Source organism: Pseudomonas sp. PL-6, assembly GCF_054110165.1.
Map to the genome: position 1 here is coordinate 1,771,037 of NZ_CM134189.1, position 18,266 is coordinate 1,789,302.

Sequence of the window (18,266 nt, forward strand, 5' to 3'; positions counted from 1 at the left end):
AGTGGCGGCTATTCTAACCGGGTCGGTTGGCTGTGGTTAGCTAAGGAGAGGGCATGCACCATCGCGTGAAGGATTGGCTGGAGTTCTGGCTGACCCTGTCTCGGCGTTTCGTCCAGAATCGCGGTGCCGGCAGCGCCGCGGCGTTGACCTACACCACGCTGTTCGCGGTGGTGCCGATGATGACCGTGACCTTCGCCATGCTCTCCGCCGTTCCGGCCTTTCAGAACGTCGGCGAGGATATTCAGGGCTTTATCTTCCGCAACTTCGTGCCCTCCACCGGCGAGACGGTGCAGCAGTACCTGCGCGAGTTCACCGTGCAGGCGCGGCAGTTGACCTGGCTCGGCGTGGGGCTGCTGGCGGTGACCGCCTTCCTCATGCTGGTGACCATCGAGAAGACCTTCAACCACATCTGGCGGGTGCGCCAGCCGCGCCGCGGCATGTCCAGCTTCCTGCTGTACTGGGCGATTCTCAGCCTGGGCCCGCTGCTGCTCGGCGCCGGGTTCGCCGTCAGCACCTACATCACCTCGCTGTCGCTGATCTCCGGGCCGGATGCGCTGCTCGGCGCCAAGACACTGCTCGGCTTCATGCCGCTGCTGTCCAGCGTGGCGGCCTTCACCCTGCTCTATGCGGCGGTGCCCAACACCCGCGTGCCGCTGCGCCATGCCCTGCTCGGCGGATTGTTCAGCGCGCTGCTGTTCGAGCTGGCCAAGTCGCTGTTCGGCCTCTATGTCAGCCTGTTCCCCGGCTACCAGCTGATCTACGGCGCCTTCGCCACGGTGCCGCTGTTTCTGCTGTGGATCTACCTGTCCTGGTTGATCGTGCTGCTCGGTGCCGAGCTGGTCTACGGGCTGTCGCAGCCGCGCCACTGGCGGCGTCAGCCGTTGCCGCGCACGCTGGTGCTGCTGGGCGTGCTGCGCCTGTTGCTGCAGCGCCAGCAACGCGGCGAGGCGCTGCGCCATGCGGACATGCAACGCGCCGGCTGGAGCTTGCCGGAAGACGAATGGGGCGAGGTGCTGGATTTTCTCGAGCGCGAGCAACTGGCCTGTCGCGCCAGCGGCGGTTGGGTGCTGTGCCGCGACCTGCATCGCTTCAGCCTGCAGCAGCTGCTGGAGCGCAGCCCCTGGCCGCTGCCGCGCCTGGCGCAGTTGCCGGCGCAGCTCGACGAGCCCTGGTTCCCGGCGTTGCGTCAGGCGCTGGAGCGCTTGCAGGCCGAGCGCGCCGAGCTGTTCGGCGCCAGCCTGGCGGACTGGCTGGCAGGGCCGGGGTGACAAAAAATGTCAGTTTGCGGCGTCCGTCTTCCGCAGCGCTGTCATGGCGATGGCCTGGACGCCAGGCGATGGGGCTACGGATGGGCTGGCACGCTTCTGGCTACGGCAGTATCAGTTGCTATCGAACTGCCAGCAGGGCAGGGGTCGCTAAGGGTATTGGCAGTAATGACTGGTCGCAAAGACAAGGTAATCCATCTGCATCGGCGTGACCCGCAGGGGGCGCTGACGCGGCTCAACCGCATCACCGGGCTGCACTTAGCGCGCTGGCCGGAGTCGCTGCTGGCGCATGCCGAGCAGGATGCGCAGCCACCGGCCGAGGCGTCGCCGCCGTTACCGGCCAGCCCCGGGGTTTCCTCCGGTTGAAACGAAAACCCCGCGACTGAGCGCGGGGTTCGGCAGCCATTCGCCAGGCGCTCAGGCCATGGCCTGGCGGCTCTCGCTGCTGGCCAGTTCCACGGCCTGGACGAAGAACTCCTCGACCACCAGGCTCTGTGCCGGCACCGCCGAGCGCAGGCGTACCTGCATGTCCTCGATCTTCTGCTTGACCGGCATGCGGGCGATGCCCGACAGCAGGATCTTGCCCTGGGCGCTGACCTTGCCGTGGTCGACGTTGACCTCGCGGCGCTTGTCGCCGTCGCGGTAGCTGACCAGCAGCGACACCGGCAGGTTGGCCAGGCCCGGCAGTTGCAGCCAGGCCGCGACATTGTATTCGGCCACCCGGCCCTCGTAGGGCGTGACCTGCAGGCGGGCGACGTCGACGATGCGCGAGGGCACGGAGCCGATCAGCTTGTCTTGTGCTTGGGACATGACGGGATTCCAGGCTGATAGCGAATTAAATGAAACACCAGTGCCAGGAATTATAAGCAGGCCGCCACGGCCGAAACTGTGCACTCTGCAGACAGGCGGCGTGACTGGCCTCGCAGTTTCGCGTATCGGAACCTGCTCAGAGGCTCGCGAGCCAGAGGCATGCAATACCGATGGCGGCCCCGCAAGAACAGGCGAGAACCGCTCGGAGTCGCGCTCGACTTTACGAGTAAGCAGTCCGAGCCTGTTTTAACGCAGCAGGCTTTGCGTTGGTTTTCAGGCCAGTTTCAAGGGATGCCGGCTGACTGAGGGCGTCTCCAGGTTGCTTGCCGGCAGCGGCAGGATCGCCTGGTTGTGCACGCTGGCCAGCTGCAGCCAGAGGTGCTCGCCGGCGGCGAACTGGCCGTTGGGCAGCCACACCCCGTGGTGCCAGCCGTTGCCCGGCGCCGGGGTGCTCTGCAGCACGCCGGGGTGGGTCTGGGCATTGGGCGCGCGGCGTAGCCAGACCGGGCGCGGCAGGCCCTTTAGATAGCGCAGGCCCAGGTGCAGACCCTCGCTGTTGAGGTGGCGCCAGCGCACCAGGGCCAGGGTCGGGGTGCCGTTGGTGAGCAGCAGCACCAGTTGGCCGACCTGCAGCTGACCGCCCTCATTGGCATTGCACAGCAGGCGCGCGCCGCCGGGGCTGGCGTCGAGGATATGGGCTTCGGTGCGCTGCGGTAGCTTGTCCAGCAACTGGGCGTGGATGGCCGGCAGGCCGATCACCAGGCTGCACTGGCCGTCGAGTTCGGCGCGTTCGTGGCGGCGTTGCTGGCGCCCCAGCCAGTGCTGGCGCACTTGCTCGAGCAACTGGCGCTCGGCCTGGCTCTGCAGCGGTGCCGGCTCGTGCAGGGCGATCAGCAGGGCGCCCAGCTCGAAGCGGCGCAGGTAGGCCTTGTCGCCCTCGATGCGCTGCTCGAACGCCAGGCAGGCCTGCGACTCGCTGAGATCGACTATCGGGCCCTCGGCCTCGTCCTCCTCGTCCCAGGGCAGCAAGCGTGCCAGGCCGGCCAGGGGGGCGAGGGCGGCGAACAGGGTGGCGCACTCGCCTTCGGCCAGGTGGAAGGGGTTGCTCTGGGCCAGCAGCAGCATCTGCTGGTACAGGCCGCGCAGGGTGCTGGCCGGCCTGGGCTGGAAGGCGGCGGCGACCGGTTCGTCCAGGCACTGCTGGTGTTCGCCGATCCAGTACAGCAGGTGGCTGTCGCGCCACAGCGCGGCCGGCGGTTCCTGGTACAGCTGGAAGTGGCGCAGCAGCTGCTGGGCGAGGAAGTGCTGGGCCATGTACAGGCACCAGGCCAGGTGCGGGCGCGACGGCTGGCGACCCTGGAGGATCTGCAGCAGCAGGCGCTTGAAGCCGATCGCCAGCTCGCCGCACAGGCGCACGAACAGCGCGCTCGGCGTGTGGCCACGGCCCAGCAGGGCGGCATAGTGGCGGTATTCGTCGCTGAAATTTTGCAGCGCGCGTTGCCTTTCCAGTAAGGTCAGGCCGCTGCGGTTGAGCGTGAACAGCAGGCCGAGCACCTGTTGCAGGCCGTGTTCGGGCTCCAGGTGGCGGGCGGCGGCGAGCTGTTCGGCGATTTCTGCCGGCGCGGCGGCGCCGTCTTCGCGGATGTCGGGTACTTCCAGGCGCAGGGCATCCAGCGTCATATCAACCCCGGGTGGACGAGGATCGAATACATGGGCTTACGGCTCCGGATGGTCTGCAAGGCTGTTATAGGTATCTGCGCCGGTCTGCTGCTGGCTGGCTGCGCCGAGGACTTCGGCCTCGACCAGTATGGACGAAAGGTACCGGCTGGCAGCGTCGATGGCCAGTGGCTAGTCATTAATTATTGGGCCGAGTGGTGCGCCCCCTGCCGCACCGAGATTCCCGAACTCAACGCCCTGGCCAAACAGCTCGAGGGGCGCTCGGCGCGGGTGCTCGGGGTCAACTTCGACGGCCTTGCGGGCGAGGATCTCAAGCGCGTCTCCGAGGCCTTCGGCATCGCCTTCACCGTGCTCGCCGTCGACCCGGCGCCGCGCTTCCAGCTGCCGCGCAACGACGTGCTGCCGGTGACCTATATAGTCGACGCCGACGGCAAGCTGCGCGAGCGCCTGGTCGGCGAGCAGACCGCCGCCGGCCTGCTGGCGCACCTCGAGCGCTTGCGCGGCGAATAAGGACGCGTTGCCCCAAGCAACTTGGGGCTGGTCGTAGGTTGGCGCTGAGCGCAGCGAAGCCCAACGGGGAGCACGCAGTGCTCCGCGCGACGCTCCTTGACGCGTTGGGCTTCGGCGCTGCGCGCCTCAACCCAACCTACAACGCAGTGCTTGGTGTGCGCGGCCCCGCAACTCCCAGGCAGTGGCCGGCTCGTCGGTAGGTTGGCGCTGAGCGCAGCGAAGCCCAACGGGGAGCACGCATTGCTCCGCGCGACGCTCCTTGATTCGTCGGGCTTCGGCGCTGCGCGCCTCGACCCAACCTACGGCGAAATATTGCGCCCGCTCACCAGCCCGGCACCCCGCTCATGTCCGGCAGCTGGTGGGCGATGCCCTTGTGGCAGTCGATGCAGGTGGCGGAGCCTTCGGCCAGGGCGCTGGAGTGCATCTGCCGGGCGCGCGGGCTCTGCTTGGTGAAGTCCATGTAGTCGAAGTTGTGGCAGTTGCGGCACTCCAGCGAGTCGTTGGCCTTGAGCCGCGCCCATTCGTGCTCGGCCAGTTCGCGGCGCATGGCGAGGAACTTGTCGCGGGTGTTGATGGTGCCGAAGATCTTGCCCCAGACCTCCTTCGACGCCTGCATCTTGCGCGCGATCTTGTCCGTCCACTGGTGCGGCACGTGGCAGTCCGGGCAGGTGGCGCGCACCCCGGAACGGTTGCTGTAGTGGATGGTGTCCTGCAGCTCGACGTAGACGTTGTCGCGCATCTCGTGACAGGAAATGCAGAACTGCTCGGTGTTGGTCGCCTCCAGCGCGGTGTTGAAGCCGCCCCAGAAGATGATCCCGGCGATAAAGCCGCCGAGGGTGAGAAACCCCAGGCTGTAGTGCACGCTCGGGCGACGCAGGATGCCCCAGTAGTCCTTGAGCAGGGCCAGTAATGACTTCATGAATTCTCCTCAGGGCTGCGCCGCGCCGGCCGCTTCACCCTGCAGCAGGCGGTCGATGTTCTGGAAGCTGTTGCCCACCAGCGGCTGCACTTCCTTCTGCGGCACATGGCACTGGGTGCAGAAGTAGCGCCGCGGCGATACCGCCGCCAGCGCCTGGCCGTCGCGATCCATGTAGTGGGTGATGCTGATCATCGGCGCCTGGCTGCGCGCGCTGTTGGCGCGGCTGTGGCAGGCCAGGCACTTGTTGCCGTTGGCGTCGACCTGGTAGCCGCGGATGCTGTGGGGGATGGTCGGCGGCTGTTCGGGGTAGTTGCGCTCGCGCTTGAGGTCCTTGTTTTCCTCGTTGGCGATCACCGGTGCCGGTAGCGTCTGGCTGAGGGTGCCGCCGGGACGGCGGCCGTCCGGCGCCGGGGCGTCGAGGGGGTAGTCGAGCTCGGCCGCGACGGCCAGGCCGAAGGCGGCGAGCAGTAGCAGGGGCAGATGACGCAGGCTCATGGCGATGCTCCTCAGGCCAGGCTGACCAGTTCGATCTTCACCGCACACTTCTTGTAGTCGGTCTGCTTGGAGATCGGGTCGGTGGCGTCCAGGGTGACCTTGTTGATCAGCTTGTTGGCGTCGAAGAAGGGCACGAACACCAGGCCGCGCGGCGGTTTGTTGCGCCCGCGGGTTTCCACCCGGGCGCGTATCTCGCCGCGCCGGCTGACCAGCTTGACCTCGCTGCCGCGCCGCGCGCCGAGGGTCTTGGCGTCGTCCGGGTGCATGTACACCAGGGCGTCGGGCACCGCGCCGTGCAGTTCCTCGACGCGCTGGGTCATGCTGCCGGTGTGCCAGTGCTCCAGCACCCGGCCGGTGCTGAGCCAGAACGGGTAGTCGCTGTCCGGTGCCTCGGCCGGCGGCTCGTAGGGCAGGGCGAAGATGATCGCGCGCTTGTCCGGGTGACCGTAGAACTGCACGCCGCTGCCTTTCTCGACATAGGGATCGAGGCCCTCGCGGTAGCGCCAGCGGGTTTCCGCGCCGTCCACCACCGGCCAGCGCAGGCCGCGCTCGGCGTGGTAGGCGTCGAACGGCGCCAGGTCGTGGGCGTGGCCGCGGCCGAACTGGGCGTATTCCTCGAACAGGCCCTTCTGCAGGTAGAAGCCGAAGGCCTCGGCCTCGTCGTTGGCGTAGCCGGCCTCGATCTGCTCGCGCGGGAACTGGTCGACCTGGCCGTTGGCGAACAGCACCTGGTACAGGGTCTTGCCTTTGTAGGCCGGCGCCTTGGCCAGCAGCTCGGCGGGCCAGACCTCGTCGGTGGTCAGGCGCTTGGAGAATTCCACCAGCTGCCAGAGATCGGATCTGGCCTCGCCCGGCGCTTTGACCAGCTGGTGCCAGAACTGCGTGCGGCGCTCGGCGTTGCCGTAGGCGCCTTCCTTCTCCACCCACATGGCGCTGGGCAGGATCAGGTCGGCGGCCTGGGCCGAGACGGTGGGGTAGACGTCGGAGACCACGACAAAGGCCTGCGGGTTGCGCCAGCCCGGCAGCACCTCCTGCATGATGTTCGGCCCGGCCTGCATGTTGTTGCTGGCCTGGGTCCAGTAGACCTTGAGCACGCCGTCCTTGAGCTTGCGGCTCTGCTCGACGGCGTGGAAGCCGACCTTCTCCTGGATGGTGCCCGGCGGCAGCTTCCAGATCTTCTCGGCGGTTTCGCGGTGCTTGGGGTTGGTCACCAGCAGATCGGCCGGCAGGCGGTGGGCGAAGGTGCCCACCTCGCGCGCGGTGCCGCAGGCCGAGGGCTGGCCGGTGAGCGAGAAGGGGCTGTTGCCCGGCTCGCTGATCTTGCCGGTGAGCAGGTGCAGGTTGTAGATCAGGTTGTTGGCCCACACCCCGCGGGTGTGCTGGTTGAAGCCCATGGTCCAGAACGACATGACCTTGCGCTTGGGGTCGGCGTACAGCTCGGCCAGGGCCTTGAGCCGCTCGGCCGGCACGCCGCTCTCCTTGGCGGTGCGCTCCAGGGTGTAGGGCTTGACGAAGGCGGCGAAGGCCTCGAACGACATGTCGTTCCAGGTGTTGGCCTTGGCCGCGTTCTTGGCCTGCTGCTCCAGCGGATGGTCGGCGCGCAGGCCGTAGCCGATATCGTCGGTGCCCTTGGCGAACCTGGTGTGCCGGGCGACGAAGTCCTGGTTCACCGCGCCGCTTTCGATTATGTGATTGGCGATGTAGTTGAGGATCAGCAGGTCGCTCTGCGGGCTGAACACCATGGGGATGTCGGCCAGGTCGAAGCTGCGGTGCTCGAAGGTCGACAGCACCGCCACCTGCACGTGTGGATGGCTCAGGCGGCGGTCGGTGACCCGGCTCCACAGGATCGGGTGCATCTCGGCCATGTTCGAGCCCCACAGGACGAAGGCGTCGGCTGCCTCGATATCGTCGTAGCAGCCCATCGGCTCGTCCATGCCGAAGGTGCGCATGAAGCCCATCACCGCCGAGGCCATGCAGTGGCGCGCGTTGGGGTCGATGTTGTTGCTGCGCAGGCCGGCCTTCATCAGCTTGTTGGCGGCGTAGCCTTCCCACACCGTCCATTGCCCGGAGCCGAACATGCCGACCGCCTCGGGGCCCTGCTCGGCGATCGCCTGCTTGGTCTTCTGCGCCAGGATGTCGAAGGCCTGCTCCCAGCTCACCGGCTGGAATTCGCCCTGCTTGTGGTAGGCGCCGTCCTGCATGCGCAGCAGCGGCTGGGTCAGGCGGTCGACGCCGTACATGATCTTCGACAGGAAGTAGCCCTTGACGCAGTTCAGGCCGCGGTTGACCTCGGCCTTGACGTCGCCGTGGGTGGCCACCACGCGGTTGTCCTTGGTCGCCACCATCACGCTGCAGCCGGTGCCGCAGAAGCGGCAGGGCGCCTTGTTCCAGTCCAGGCGGGTCATGTCCGCCTCGGTGACCAGGTTGCTCGCCGTGCTGGCGAGCGGCAGGCCGGCGGCGGCCGCGGCGATGGCGGCGGCATTGGCCTTGGCGAATTGACGGCGGGTGAGCTTCATTCGGTATCTCCCTCGGCGGCGAGGAGTTCGTGATAGACCAGGGCGGCGTTGAGCACGCCGGGCAGGGCGTTGATCTGCTCGATGCGTTCGAGAATCTGCCGCTCGTGCTCGGCCTCCAGCACCACCACCAGCTTGCCCTGCGGGCTTTCCTGGTGCAGTTCGAGGCCGTCGAGGCGGCGCAGGTTGGCCTTCACCGCCTCGAACAGTTCGGGGCGGACCTGTACCAGCAGGCTGGCGATGTGCAGGGCTTCGGCCATGTTCCGTGGCTCCAGGGGTAGTCGGGATCAGCTGGGCGGGCCGGGCGGCCCCAGCAGCATCTGCATGAACCAGATGAAAAAGCCGTAACCACCGACCAGGGCGATGGACAGCAGGGGAAAGAGGCAGACGACCAGGAACAGGAACAGGCGGGTTTCCTTGCCCTTCGGGGTGGCTTCGGCAGCGGGTTTGCGCATGCGATCGACTCCGTTCTCGCGTCGCTTTCAGGCTAGACCCTATAAGCAGTACGGGCAAAAGCCGTTGAGCTGGATCAAGGCAAATGGTTTGCGTCCGCCCGCGCGGCGCGCAGCGCTTGTGCCAGTGCGGCGCAGCCAGGTTGATAGGTAGCGTGCTAAGCTTTTTACCGGCCGTTCCGGCGCCCTGTTTCGTGAGTCCGTTCCATGTCCGCTACCCATCTCGCTCGCGGCACCGCCGCCTACCGGCGTGCCACCCTGGCGCTGTTCTGTGCCGGTTTCGCCACCTTCGCCATGCTCTATTGCGTGCAGCCCCTGCTGCCGCTGCTGGCGGCGCATTTTCGCGTGTCGGCGGCCAGCAGCAGCCTGGCGCTGTCGCTGACCACCCTGAGCCTGGCGCTGTGCCTGCTGGTATCCGGCGCGCTGGCCGAGAGCTGGGGGCGCAAACCGGTGATGGCCGGCGCCCTGGGCCTGGCCGCGTTGCTCGGCATCGCCTGCGCGCTGGTGGAGAGCTGGAACCACCTGCTGTGGCTGCGCGCTTTGCTCGGCCTGGCCCTGAGCGGCCTGCCGGCACTGGCGATGGCCTACGTCGGCGAGGAGTTCGACCCGGACGCGCTGCCTGCGGCCATGGGCCTGTACATCGGCGGCACCGCCCTGGGCGGGCTGCTCGGGCGTCTGCTGGCCGGCCTGCTCAGCGATCTCGGCGGCTGGCCCTGGGCGCTCGGCGGCATCGCCGGCCTCGGTCTGCTGGCGCTGGCGCTGTTTCTCTGGCTGCTGCCGCCGTCGCGGCATTTCCGCGCCCAGCCGCTGTCGCTGCGCGGGCTGCTCGGCAACTTCGCCCTGCACCTGGGCAACCCGCGGCTGCGCCTGCTGTTCGCCCTGGCCTTCCTGCTGATGGGCGGCTTCGTCGCCCTGTTCAACTACGTCGGCTTTCGCCTGGCCGCGGCGCCGTTCAACCTCTCGGCCACGGTGATCGGCCTGCTGTTCACCGTCTACCTGCTGGGCATCTTCAGCGCCGGCTGGTCCGGCCGGCTGGTGCCGCGTTTCGGCGCACGCCGGGTGCTGCTCGGCGGCATCGCGCTGATGCTGCTCGGCGTGGCCCTCTGCGCGACGCCCTGGCTGAGCGCCGCGGTGGCCGGCCTGGCGCTGTTCACCCTGGGCTTCTTCGCCGCCCATGCGGTGGCCAGCGGCCAGGTCGGCGCCCACGCCCAGGGCGCCAAGGCGCAGGCCTCGGCGCTGTACCTGTGCGCCTACTACCTGGGTTCCAGCCTGGTCGGCTACGGCGGCGGCTACGTCTGGGAGCACGCCGGCTGGCTGGCGCTGCTGGCCGTGCTGGCGGCCCTGTTCCTCCTCGCCGTGGCCCTGGTGCGGCGGTTGTAGACGCTCTGTGAGTCGTTCAGGCGAGGTTCAAGGAGGGTTCAGTAGGGGTTCAGTGGCCCTCGGGCAGACTGCTTGTCGAGTCAGTCAACAACCGATCCGCGAGGCAATCCCGATGAAACCCACCCTGAACCGCATCGCCCTGGCCACTCTGCTTTCCTGCGCCGCCGTCGGCGCCCAGGCCGCCGACAGCTTCGTCGGCCTGACCTGGGGCCAGACCAGCAACAACATCCAGAAATCCAGCGCGCTGAACGCCAACCTCAACGATCCCAAGCTCGACAAGGCGATCCACGACAGTGGCACCTGGGGCGTGCGCGCCGGCCAGCAGACGGCCGACAGCCGCTACTACGCCACCTACGAAAACGTCTCCGACAGTCACAACGGCTACAAGCTGCGCCAGCAGAACCTGCTCGGCAGCTACGACCTGTTCGTCCCGCTGGGCGACAACAATACCAAGCTGTTCGGCGGCGTCAGCGCCGGCCTGGTCAAGCTGGAGCAGGAGAGCCGCGGTTTCTCGCGCGACAGCGACATCGGCTACGCCGCGGGCCTGCAGGCCGGTATCCTGCAGGAACTCAACCGCAATACCTCGATCGAAGCGGGCTATCGTTACCTGCGCAGCAACGCCAGCACCGAAATGGCGCCGCACGGCGCGGCCAAGGCCGGCTCGCTGGACCTGCACAGCAGCTCGCAGGTCTACCTCGGCGCCAACTATGCCTTCTGAGGTTCACGCCATTAACCGCGGCCGGGCCTCTTGCCCGGCCTGCCAGCCAATAGGGGATGCGTCATGAAATTGTTGGTGGTGGAAGACGAAGCGCTGCTGCGCCACCATCTGTTCACCCGTCTCAGCGAGCAGGGCCACGTCGTCGACGCCGTGCGCACCGCCGAGGAGGCGCTGTACCGGGCCGAGTCCTACAACCACGACCTGGCCCTGGTCGACCTCGGCCTGCCCGGAATGAGCGGCATCGACCTGATCCGCCAGCTGCGCAGCCAGGACAAGAACTTCCCGATCCTGATCCTCACCGCCCGCGGCAACTGGCAGGACAAGGTCGAAGGGCTGTCCTGCGGCGCCGACGACTACGTGGTCAAGCCGTTCCAGTTCGAGGAACTGGAGGCGCGCCTGAACGCCCTGCTGCGGCGTTCCTCGGGCTTCACCAAGTCGACCATCGAGGCCGGCGGCCTGGTGCTCGACCTGAACCGCAAGCAGGCCACGGTGGACGAGCAGCCGCTGCAGCTGACCGCCTACGAGTACCGCATCCTCGAATACCTGATGCGCCATCACCAGCAGGTGGTGGCCAAGGAACGGCTGATGGAGCAGCTCTACCCGGGCGACGAGGAGCGCGATCCCAACGTCATCGAAGTGCTGGTCGGGCGCCTGCGCCGCAAGCTGGAGGCGGCCCTCGGCGGCAAGCCGATCGAGACCGTGCGCGGCCAGGGCTACCTGTTCAACGAGCGCTGCAAGTGAGTCGCAGCCGCGCCTACCTGCGCCGGCTGCGGGCGCGCCTGGGCTCGCTGCGCCTGCGCCTGATGCTGGGCACCGCCGTGCTGGCGGTGCTGTTCATGCTGGTGCTGCTGCCGGTGCTGCAGGGCGTGTTCAACATGGCCCTGGAGCAGACCGTGGAAAAGCGCCTGGCCTCCGACGCCGCCGCGCTGATCTCCGCCGCGCGCATCCACGACGGCCAGCTGCGCATGCCGGAGAAGATGCCGGACGAGGAGTTCGATAACCTCGACTCGCACCTGCTCGGCTTCATCTACGACCGCGACGGCCGGCTGCTGTGGCGCTCGCGCTCCTCCGAGGACGAGGCGATCCGCTACCAGCCCCGCTACGACGGCCGCGGCCACGAGTTCGCCCGCGTGCGCGACGAGCACGGCGAGGAATTTTTCCTCTACGACATCGAGGTCGACCTGCTGCGCGGCAACGCCGCCGCCTTCAGCATCGTCACCATGCAGCCCACCAGCGAGTACCAGAAGCTGTTCGACGGCTTTGTCTGGCGCCTCAAGCTGTGGCTGGGCATCGCCCTGCTGGCGCTGCTCGGCCTGCTCTGGTTCGGCCTGACCTGGGGCTTTCGCAGCCTGCGCGGCCTGAGCGACGAACTGGACGGCGTCGAGGCCGGCACCCGCCAGCACCTGAGCGACCAGCACCCGCGCGAACTGCTGCGCCTGACCGGCTCGCTCAACCGCCTGCTGGACAGCGAGCGGCGCCAGCGCGAGCGCTACCGCGACTCCCTGGAAGACCTGGCGCACAGCCTGAAAACCCCGCTCAGCGTGCTCCAGGGCCTCGGCGAAACCCTCGCCGGCCAGCCGGCCAACCGCGACCAGGCGCAACTGATGCAGGCGCAGATCGAACGCATGAGCCAGCAGATCGGCTACCAGCTGCAGCGCGCCAGCCTGCGCCGCAGCGGCCTGGTGCGCCACCGCGAGGCCGTATGGCCGCTGCTCGACGGCCTGTGCCTGTCGCTGGACAAGGTCTACCGCGACAAGCGCGTGCAGGTTGACGTGCAGGTGGCCGAACACAGCCAGATCAGCATGGAGCGCGGTGCGCTGATGGAACTGCTCGGCAACCTGCTGGAAAACGCCTACCGCCTGTGCCTGCACCGCGTGCGCGTGAGCCTGGAGGAACTGCCCGACGGCTGCCGCCTGACCATCGAGGACGACGGTCCCGGCGTGCCCGCCGACCAGCGCGCCCGCGTGCTGCGCCGCGGCGAACGGCTGGATGCGCAAAACCCGGGGCAGGGCATCGGCCTGGCGGTGGTGCAGGACATCATCGACAGCTACGACGGCGAACTGAGCCTGGAGGATTCGCCGCTGGGCGGCGCCTGCTTCAGGGTGCGCCTGTACGATTGAGCCCGCGCCCGCCGCACGCCCTGTAGCAGCGGCTTCAGCCGCGAAGCCGTCGCCGCCAGTCGCGAGGGGCGAGCCGCTGCGCTGCGACGGCCCGAACGTCACCCGCAGCGACTGACCGGGCGTGTAGGCGTGACCCGTTCGCTCACTCCGCGGCCTCGGGCGCGCGCAAGGCCTTGCTGTAGTAGCCCGACTGATCGAAGCAGCAGACCCGCTGCTTGCCCTCGCCGAGCATGGCGCAGGCATCGGCGATACGCTTGGCGCGGGTCTTGGCCTGCTTGGCCGAGTCGATCCAGTGAATCCAGTCCAGCCGCGCGATAGTCGTCGTGCCGTCCCAGACGCTGCGCGCCGCGGGCGCGGCGGCCAGTGCCGCGGCCAGATCCGCCGGCACCTGCGGCTCGGGCTCCTCCGCCACGGGCTCGATTTCCAGCGTGACCAGATCGCCGACACTCGCGCCCGCCGCCTGCAGCAGGTCGCTATCCACCCGCAGCCAATGACTCAACTGGCCATCCGGCTCGAGCCTGGCCCGGAACGGCTGCCCATTGAGGCGGCCGTCCACGCTGGTCCTGCCGCGCCTTGGCAGCTGCTCGCTCACCTCCCGCGGCAGCACCACGAATGCCCAGGAGGGCTCGCCAGCCGGCAGGCGAGGGCGCAGCAGTTGTGCCTGGAACTGGGCGTTTTTATCCGTTTGAGGCATTGGGATAAATCCTTGGGGGTTGAGCCTAGGGGGCAGCCAAAACGCGTCGGCTGCCGTGGTCAGACTAGCGCGACGATGACGCTGGCCACCGAACAGACCTGGCTGGCCCGTCGCGCGAACGACAAAACGGCCCGGGCAATGCCCGACGCAAGGCCGGATATACCAATGCAACCGCGCTGACGACGGGATCGAAGAGCTATTCCTCACTGCTTGTGGGGGGAGTCTATATACATTTGTTAGAGATTTACTCTGATCTTGCGTTGCATATGTTTATACCAGCCGGAAATTATTACGCACTCGGCATAGGCGATTAAGCCATAAAGTATGAAGTGGGAAACTCTCTCTATCTTGAAATTTTCAGGCTCGGCAACCAGCCAGATTAACGGAAATGTAAGCATGACCCCGGAAGCAACTCTTATTAGACCTAATGCGCTAGCCCCCGCCTCTTGGAGAGCATGAGTAATGATGTTCCATGTCTTTCTGCTTGAGTCTGTTGGCTTCCAAATTAGCCAATTGATTCCGCCCACAACTAGAAATGCCGCAAATAACGCTATTAAGTAGTACGTAAGGAAACTGTTCTTGGTTATGAGCGCCCCAATCATTGCCTCTAGCTCTTTTGCCCCACCAAGGAAATGGCTGGCTATAAGAGGTAGGCCTCCAAGCAGGAAAATTATGAGTGCTTCATTTATCAGGCGAGTCTGCATTTTTCGATCAATCTATAGCGTCTAAGTTCACCGGCCTGCTCAGCTTTTCGCGCAGGTCCGGTGGGATTATTTGTTGAGCCTTGCGTCACGGCAGGGTGGGCAAGTAACGTTGAAGCGCATCGACAACAGTTTGTTGCTTCGGGCTCTTCAATAGTCGCACGAGAAGCTTTTTGTACTCACCGTTGGCTAAACCCAACAGTCCAGAAATGCGTGCGGGAAGGCTCTTTCGGTTATATACTCGAAGTAATTCGTCCAATTTGTTTGAGGCAATTGCTCTGTCAAATTCGACTTTGCATTCGCCATAAATACGACCAACGTCGATACGGCCTAGAGTTACATTGAGGCCGTTAGCCAATCCAGATTGATCATTCGATGACTTAGAAAATGCACCAAGCAAATATTGAATACGTCGCTCCGCCATCGAAGAGACCTGTAACTCCAGTTCGCCGGTAAGTGCGGTAGAAACGAATTGAGTAACTTTGATTACAGCGTTATCCGGATCTTGCGCTAGATGATCGGCAACAATCCTGACAGCGGCTTCAACGCAGAAAATGTTCTCGATCTCAGCCACAAAAATGGTTTGAATGCCATGGTTTAATAATGCCGCAACTTCCTCAGAAGTTCTGTAATCGCTGTCGATAATTCCCACTGCATCGAGGTGGTGCAGTGACGCGTTATTTCTTAGGGCCTTTGTGGAGTCGATGACTTTCTCGCACCCACCTCGTGGGATGACATGGTATTGGGGGTAGGCAATCTGGTAGATAGTCGCATCAAGGCTTCCAGCCTCGCCTTCGCAAAACATGATCTTCTTTCTGCTACCTAGGACTTCAAGAATCATGCTTTCTGGAAGACTGTCTTCATCAGGAACTTCAGACCAAGTCCATGCATTATTTCCGCTGAAGCTCTTGATCCAAATTTTATTGGCATCAGTTCTTGACGACGCGAAGTCCAGGTCGTGGGTGATGTAGATGATTTTCTTTGACTGCGAAAGTTCTTCGACCTTGTTCCATAATTTATCTACAAGGGACTTGTGAAGATGAATCTCAGGTTCATCAATAATAATGATTGACTTGTCTGGGGCGCACAGACACTGCCCGATAAGATAAAGGGCGACTCGTTCGCCATCACTCATTTCCTTGCCGTGATATTCAGGGTCATCGGTCTTCTTGACGAGCACCTTTCCGTCTAGAAACTTGATTTCGCGGTGGGGCATGATGTCGCTCCACACTTTTACGATTGTGTCGATTGGGGCATCTGGCACTGGAACATAACTTTGAGACTGTCGAGTCTGCTCAGTGTGTTTGCGATCGCGTTCAGCTGATTTTGCAAACAGAAGCGATAGTAATTTGTCGTAGTCGTTCAGCAGAAATGTCGCAGGGGTATTACCCCAACGATCGTGGACTTTCCTGCCTACTGCAGCATGTTGGTCAGACCTGCCGAAGATTAAGTCCTTTTCAGCTTGTTCAAGATTCTTGAGCTGTGCAAACTCGGGAATAGATAATGCTTTCTGGGCGCTAATCCTATGCACCGAGTAATTGTTCTGGTGGTGCTGTTCAATCCAGATTCCGAGGCGAGTCTTACCTGAACCATTCGCGCCAATTAGGACAATATGTCCGGAAGAATCGATTGATTCCGGATTTCCTTGGCCCGTTCTATTTGGAAGTTTAACGACGAACGACATTTATGTTCTCCAAGAGGCCCAGCGTTTGGTTAAGGAGCGGGCTCTAGCCCGTCCCGAGTGAGCGTAGCGAACGACTTGAGTTTGTTAGAGTTTTTATTTGTCAGTTTTAATTAGGGCGCTGCGAACTGAAATTTTTGCTGTGTAGAAGGAAAAGGCATTTAGCGACGCAGAAATAGCAAACATGAAAAATAGCCAAGCCCCTTCAAATTTATCGAGTCCACCAAAAAACCAGACGCTTACGCATGGTAGAAGATAGATTATGCTATTTAGAATGCCGACATCGAAATGGGCTTTAAGTCTCCAGTAGTCAGGCCATTCATGTAAAATTCTACTTGTACGGTCATCAGGAAAGATGACGCCGACTCCATCTTTTAGAGTCCATCCAGAAATACCAATTGGGAATAGCATGGCCCATTTTAATGCTTCTTCGTTTATGGGGAATTTAAGAAAATATCTTCCAAGAGAATCTCCGAATAAAATGTAGATGGCGCCACAAAAAACCAAAAATAAAAACTCATAACTAATGAAGAAAACTCTTAAATAGTAGAGTGCTTTCATTAATGCTTCATATCCCTTTCATTTGAAACTTTATCAAGCTGAGATTTAGCCTTTACAGCAAGCTCGTTGGGCTCTGGTTCCTTATCGTGAAGGAAGCTTTTCTGGGTGTCACTTGTTTTTATTACCACCTCATCGCCACTTTCAATACCGACTACTTTGCCTCGTCCATAACCATCTGCAGCCATAAGGATTGCTGCATCACCAATTGCAGGTATTTCATTAGGGTCATAGTCTGGTGAGTCCATGATCCTGTCCATAAGCTCAATTATTTTTGATTTTAGACCTGCTGGCTTAGAAGTTTGCTCTTTGACTGCTATTTCTGATGCATTTCGACTAGCAATGTATTCATTTAGACTGCCCCACAATCTGCCAAACAAAGGGTTTGGTGGGTAAACAGTTGCCGAAAACTCAGTAAATTTACTAAGTTTTTTCAGTCGACTAGTAAAAGCTCGGTAATCAGAGATGGGCTCAACATCACAGGCAACCATAAAGCCATCAAAGGCAGCCTCAATTACTGATTTAAATCGACGAGGAAACACATCTTCTTGAATGCCGTTCCACACATGCAAAAAAGCTATACCTGAGTACTCAGGCAAGTACACGAAGGGTGAGCTTGCCTCAAGAAGGTTTGGCACATCAGTATTAATTTGTGATTTGCTAACTTCGTCAATAACTTTTGCGTGTCCGTCCTTTGCATACTTAGATAGTTTTCCAAAAATATAAGGAAAATCTTCGCGCCTATTGTCTTCGACGTCGGTAATGGTCCAGTCAAATTTACCAAGCGTTATGATGGGAGCGTTTGTGATTGCATCCATTAAGCTTTCTTGGTCGAGATTTATTTTAACGACTCGACCAAGATAATATCGGCCTCTTCTCATCGGATATCCCTATGCTTCTTAAAAATTCTAACGTTTGGTTAAAGGGCGGGCTTTAGCCCGTCCCAGTGAGCGCAGCGAACGGTTTGAACCAGTTGTTAAAGCTTTACCGGTAAGAAGGTGACACCCATTCGCAAAGCCACCATGTATTACTTGCCAATTTAGCCGGCTTGATACAGCCGATTTTCTTAAGATTTTGCAGTGCATGCTTTATGTCTGCCTCGGATAACGTCGGTCTCTCATACTTTTGAGCATGAGAATCTACAGCAGGCTTAATATCTTCCACTTTCACATTTTTGTTTGAGTCTTTAACCTGCCACATTACCCATAGAGTAACTGCTTCTGCCTCTGTGAGGCTTACTTGCATATTTCTCCATATGCTATTCCATAGCAGTATTGCGGCAAAAGGTATTGCCCATGGTGCTTGCACTGCAGAGATTACGGTAAATACTCCACCTGAAACAGCCTCAAACAGAACGCGAATATTTAATTTAATATTGCCTGCTTTAGAACTACGGCCACCACCACGCCCAGAGGGCGCCATGGTAACCATATGGATAAACACTTCTTCTTTTTCAGGAGGCGATACTCGAATGGCCTTTTCGAGAAATTCTTTCGCTGTTGTTTGGATGCTTGGTTCGTCTAAACCAGCTTCGCGAAGATAATTTTCAATATCTCCTTGGATTTCTGCTTCTTTTTCCTTTTTTCTTTCGTAATCCCATGCCATTCCGTAAGTCTCGGTTTCAGTGATTTTGAGCTTTAACTATTAATTAGGCGACATAGCTGTCGCGTTTACCCACGACACCTGTCGCATAACCTTCCTTGTCGTTCTGTAACTCCTTGTCTGACCTGAAGATGCTTGCGGCAAACGCGACAGCACTCAGGGAGCAACTCG

General features: G+C 62.1%; 20 protein-coding genes. 7 read left to right on the forward strand and 13 right to left on the reverse strand.

All coding sequences use genetic code 11. The features are described 5' to 3' along the window. Positions 1-53: 53 nt before the first annotated feature. On the forward strand, positions 54-1,268 hold the full coding sequence (locus ACW9UL_RS08160; protein WP_122108617.1) for a virulence factor BrkB family protein: 1,215 nt from the start codon (positions 54-56) through the stop codon (positions 1,266-1,268). 165 nt (positions 1,269-1,433) lie between these two features. Continuing rightward, on the forward strand, positions 1,434-1,631 hold the full coding sequence (locus tag ACW9UL_RS08165; RefSeq protein ID WP_457790049.1) for a hypothetical protein: 198 nt from the start codon (positions 1,434-1,436) through the stop codon (positions 1,629-1,631). A 51-nt stretch (positions 1,632-1,682) separates the two neighbouring features. On the opposite strand, the gene ACW9UL_RS08170 is transcribed toward ACW9UL_RS08165, so the two are convergent. Then, complete coding sequence (locus tag ACW9UL_RS08170) at positions 1,683-2,075, reverse strand: hypothetical protein (RefSeq protein ID WP_397496593.1); 393 nt, start codon at positions 2,073-2,075, stop codon at positions 1,683-1,685. A gap of 273 nt (positions 2,076-2,348) precedes the next feature. After that, a complete protein-coding gene (locus tag ACW9UL_RS08175; RefSeq protein WP_397496594.1) occupies positions 2,349-3,755 on the reverse strand; it encodes a cyclic-di-GMP receptor FimW-related protein in 1,407 nt (468 codons plus the stop codon). A 48-nt stretch (positions 3,756-3,803) separates the two neighbouring features. Between ACW9UL_RS08175 and ACW9UL_RS08180 the strand changes: the two genes are divergently transcribed. Further along, positions 3,804-4,262, forward strand: a complete 459-nt coding sequence (locus ACW9UL_RS08180) for a TlpA disulfide reductase family protein (protein WP_397496637.1) — start codon at positions 3,804-3,806, stop codon at positions 4,260-4,262. Positions 4,263-4,584: 322 nt separating this feature from the next. Here ACW9UL_RS08180 and ACW9UL_RS08185 read toward each other — a convergent pair whose 3' ends face one another. From ACW9UL_RS08185 to ACW9UL_RS08205, 5 genes are read right to left on the reverse strand one after another with little or no spacing between them, the layout of a single operon-like run. After that, positions 4,585-5,181 carry a cytochrome c3 family protein gene (locus ACW9UL_RS08185; RefSeq protein WP_457790051.1) on the reverse strand — a complete coding sequence of 199 codons (597 nt, stop codon included), beginning with the start codon at positions 5,179-5,181 and terminating at the stop codon, positions 4,585-4,587. Positions 5,182-5,190: 9 nt separating this feature from the next. Continuing rightward, positions 5,191-5,676: a nitrate reductase cytochrome c-type subunit gene (locus ACW9UL_RS08190; protein ID WP_397496596.1), complete on the reverse strand. Its 486-nt coding sequence runs from the start codon at positions 5,674-5,676 to the stop codon at positions 5,191-5,193. Positions 5,677-5,687: 11 nt separating this feature from the next. Beyond that, the gene (gene napA / locus ACW9UL_RS08195) at positions 5,688-8,192 is read right to left on the reverse strand and encodes a nitrate reductase catalytic subunit NapA (RefSeq protein WP_457790052.1); all 2,505 of its coding nucleotides are present in this window, start codon (positions 8,190-8,192) and stop codon (positions 5,688-5,690) included. Then, positions 8,189-8,449 (reverse strand): chaperone NapD, encoded by a 261-nt coding sequence (locus ACW9UL_RS08200; RefSeq protein WP_457790054.1) that lies wholly within the window; start codon positions 8,447-8,449, stop codon positions 8,189-8,191. The genes napA and ACW9UL_RS08200 overlap by 4 nt, the downstream gene beginning before the upstream one ends. A 27-nt stretch (positions 8,450-8,476) precedes the next feature. Then, on the reverse strand, positions 8,477-8,644 hold the full coding sequence (locus tag ACW9UL_RS08205) for a periplasmic nitrate reductase, NapE protein (RefSeq protein WP_021446424.1): 168 nt from the start codon (positions 8,642-8,644) through the stop codon (positions 8,477-8,479). Positions 8,645-8,848: 204 nt separating this feature from the next. Between ACW9UL_RS08205 and ACW9UL_RS08210 the strand changes: the two genes are divergently transcribed. The 4 genes from ACW9UL_RS08210 to ACW9UL_RS08225 all read left to right on the forward strand — a co-directional run bounded on the left by ACW9UL_RS08210 (position 8,849) and on the right by ACW9UL_RS08225 (position 12,859). Beyond that, positions 8,849-10,021, forward strand: a complete 1,173-nt coding sequence (locus ACW9UL_RS08210) for an MFS transporter (RefSeq protein WP_457790056.1) — start codon at positions 8,849-8,851, stop codon at positions 10,019-10,021. A 112-nt stretch (positions 10,022-10,133) separates the two neighbouring features. Next, positions 10,134-10,739: a putative outer membrane beta-barrel protein gene (locus ACW9UL_RS08215; protein WP_021445707.1), complete on the forward strand. Its 606-nt coding sequence runs from the start codon at positions 10,134-10,136 to the stop codon at positions 10,737-10,739. A gap of 63 nt (positions 10,740-10,802) precedes the next feature. After that, positions 10,803-11,480: a response regulator gene (locus ACW9UL_RS08220; protein ID WP_397496602.1), complete on the forward strand. Its 678-nt coding sequence runs from the start codon at positions 10,803-10,805 to the stop codon at positions 11,478-11,480. Further along, the gene (locus ACW9UL_RS08225) at positions 11,477-12,859 is read left to right on the forward strand and encodes an ATP-binding protein (RefSeq protein ID WP_021445709.1); all 1,383 of its coding nucleotides are present in this window, start codon (positions 11,477-11,479) and stop codon (positions 12,857-12,859) included. The genes ACW9UL_RS08220 and ACW9UL_RS08225 overlap by 4 nt, the downstream gene beginning before the upstream one ends. Before the next feature lie 142 nt (positions 12,860-13,001). Here ACW9UL_RS08225 and ACW9UL_RS08230 read toward each other — a convergent pair whose 3' ends face one another. The 6 genes from ACW9UL_RS08230 to ACW9UL_RS08255 form a co-directional block, all read right to left on the reverse strand. Next, positions 13,002-13,553: a YdeI/OmpD-associated family protein gene (locus ACW9UL_RS08230; RefSeq protein WP_457790059.1), complete on the reverse strand. Its 552-nt coding sequence runs from the start codon at positions 13,551-13,553 to the stop codon at positions 13,002-13,004. Positions 13,554-13,789: 236 nt separating this feature from the next. Beyond that, the gene (locus ACW9UL_RS08235) at positions 13,790-14,257 is read right to left on the reverse strand and encodes a hypothetical protein (protein WP_457790061.1); all 468 of its coding nucleotides are present in this window, start codon (positions 14,255-14,257) and stop codon (positions 13,790-13,792) included. An 85-nt stretch (positions 14,258-14,342) separates the two neighbouring features. After that, positions 14,343-15,938: a DUF4435 domain-containing protein gene (locus tag ACW9UL_RS08240; RefSeq protein ID WP_457790062.1), complete on the reverse strand. Its 1,596-nt coding sequence runs from the start codon at positions 15,936-15,938 to the stop codon at positions 14,343-14,345. A gap of 93 nt (positions 15,939-16,031) precedes the next feature. Further along, positions 16,032-16,496: a hypothetical protein gene (locus ACW9UL_RS08245; RefSeq protein WP_457790064.1), complete on the reverse strand. Its 465-nt coding sequence runs from the start codon at positions 16,494-16,496 to the stop codon at positions 16,032-16,034. Then, complete coding sequence (locus tag ACW9UL_RS08250; RefSeq protein WP_457790066.1) at positions 16,496-17,311, reverse strand: hypothetical protein; 816 nt, start codon at positions 17,309-17,311, stop codon at positions 16,496-16,498. The genes ACW9UL_RS08245 and ACW9UL_RS08250 overlap by 1 nt, the downstream gene beginning before the upstream one ends. 166 nt (positions 17,312-17,477) lie before the next feature. Further along, a complete protein-coding gene (locus ACW9UL_RS08255) occupies positions 17,478-18,098 on the reverse strand; it encodes a hypothetical protein (RefSeq protein ID WP_457790068.1) in 621 nt (206 codons plus the stop codon). Positions 18,099-18,266: the final 168 nt, after the last annotated feature.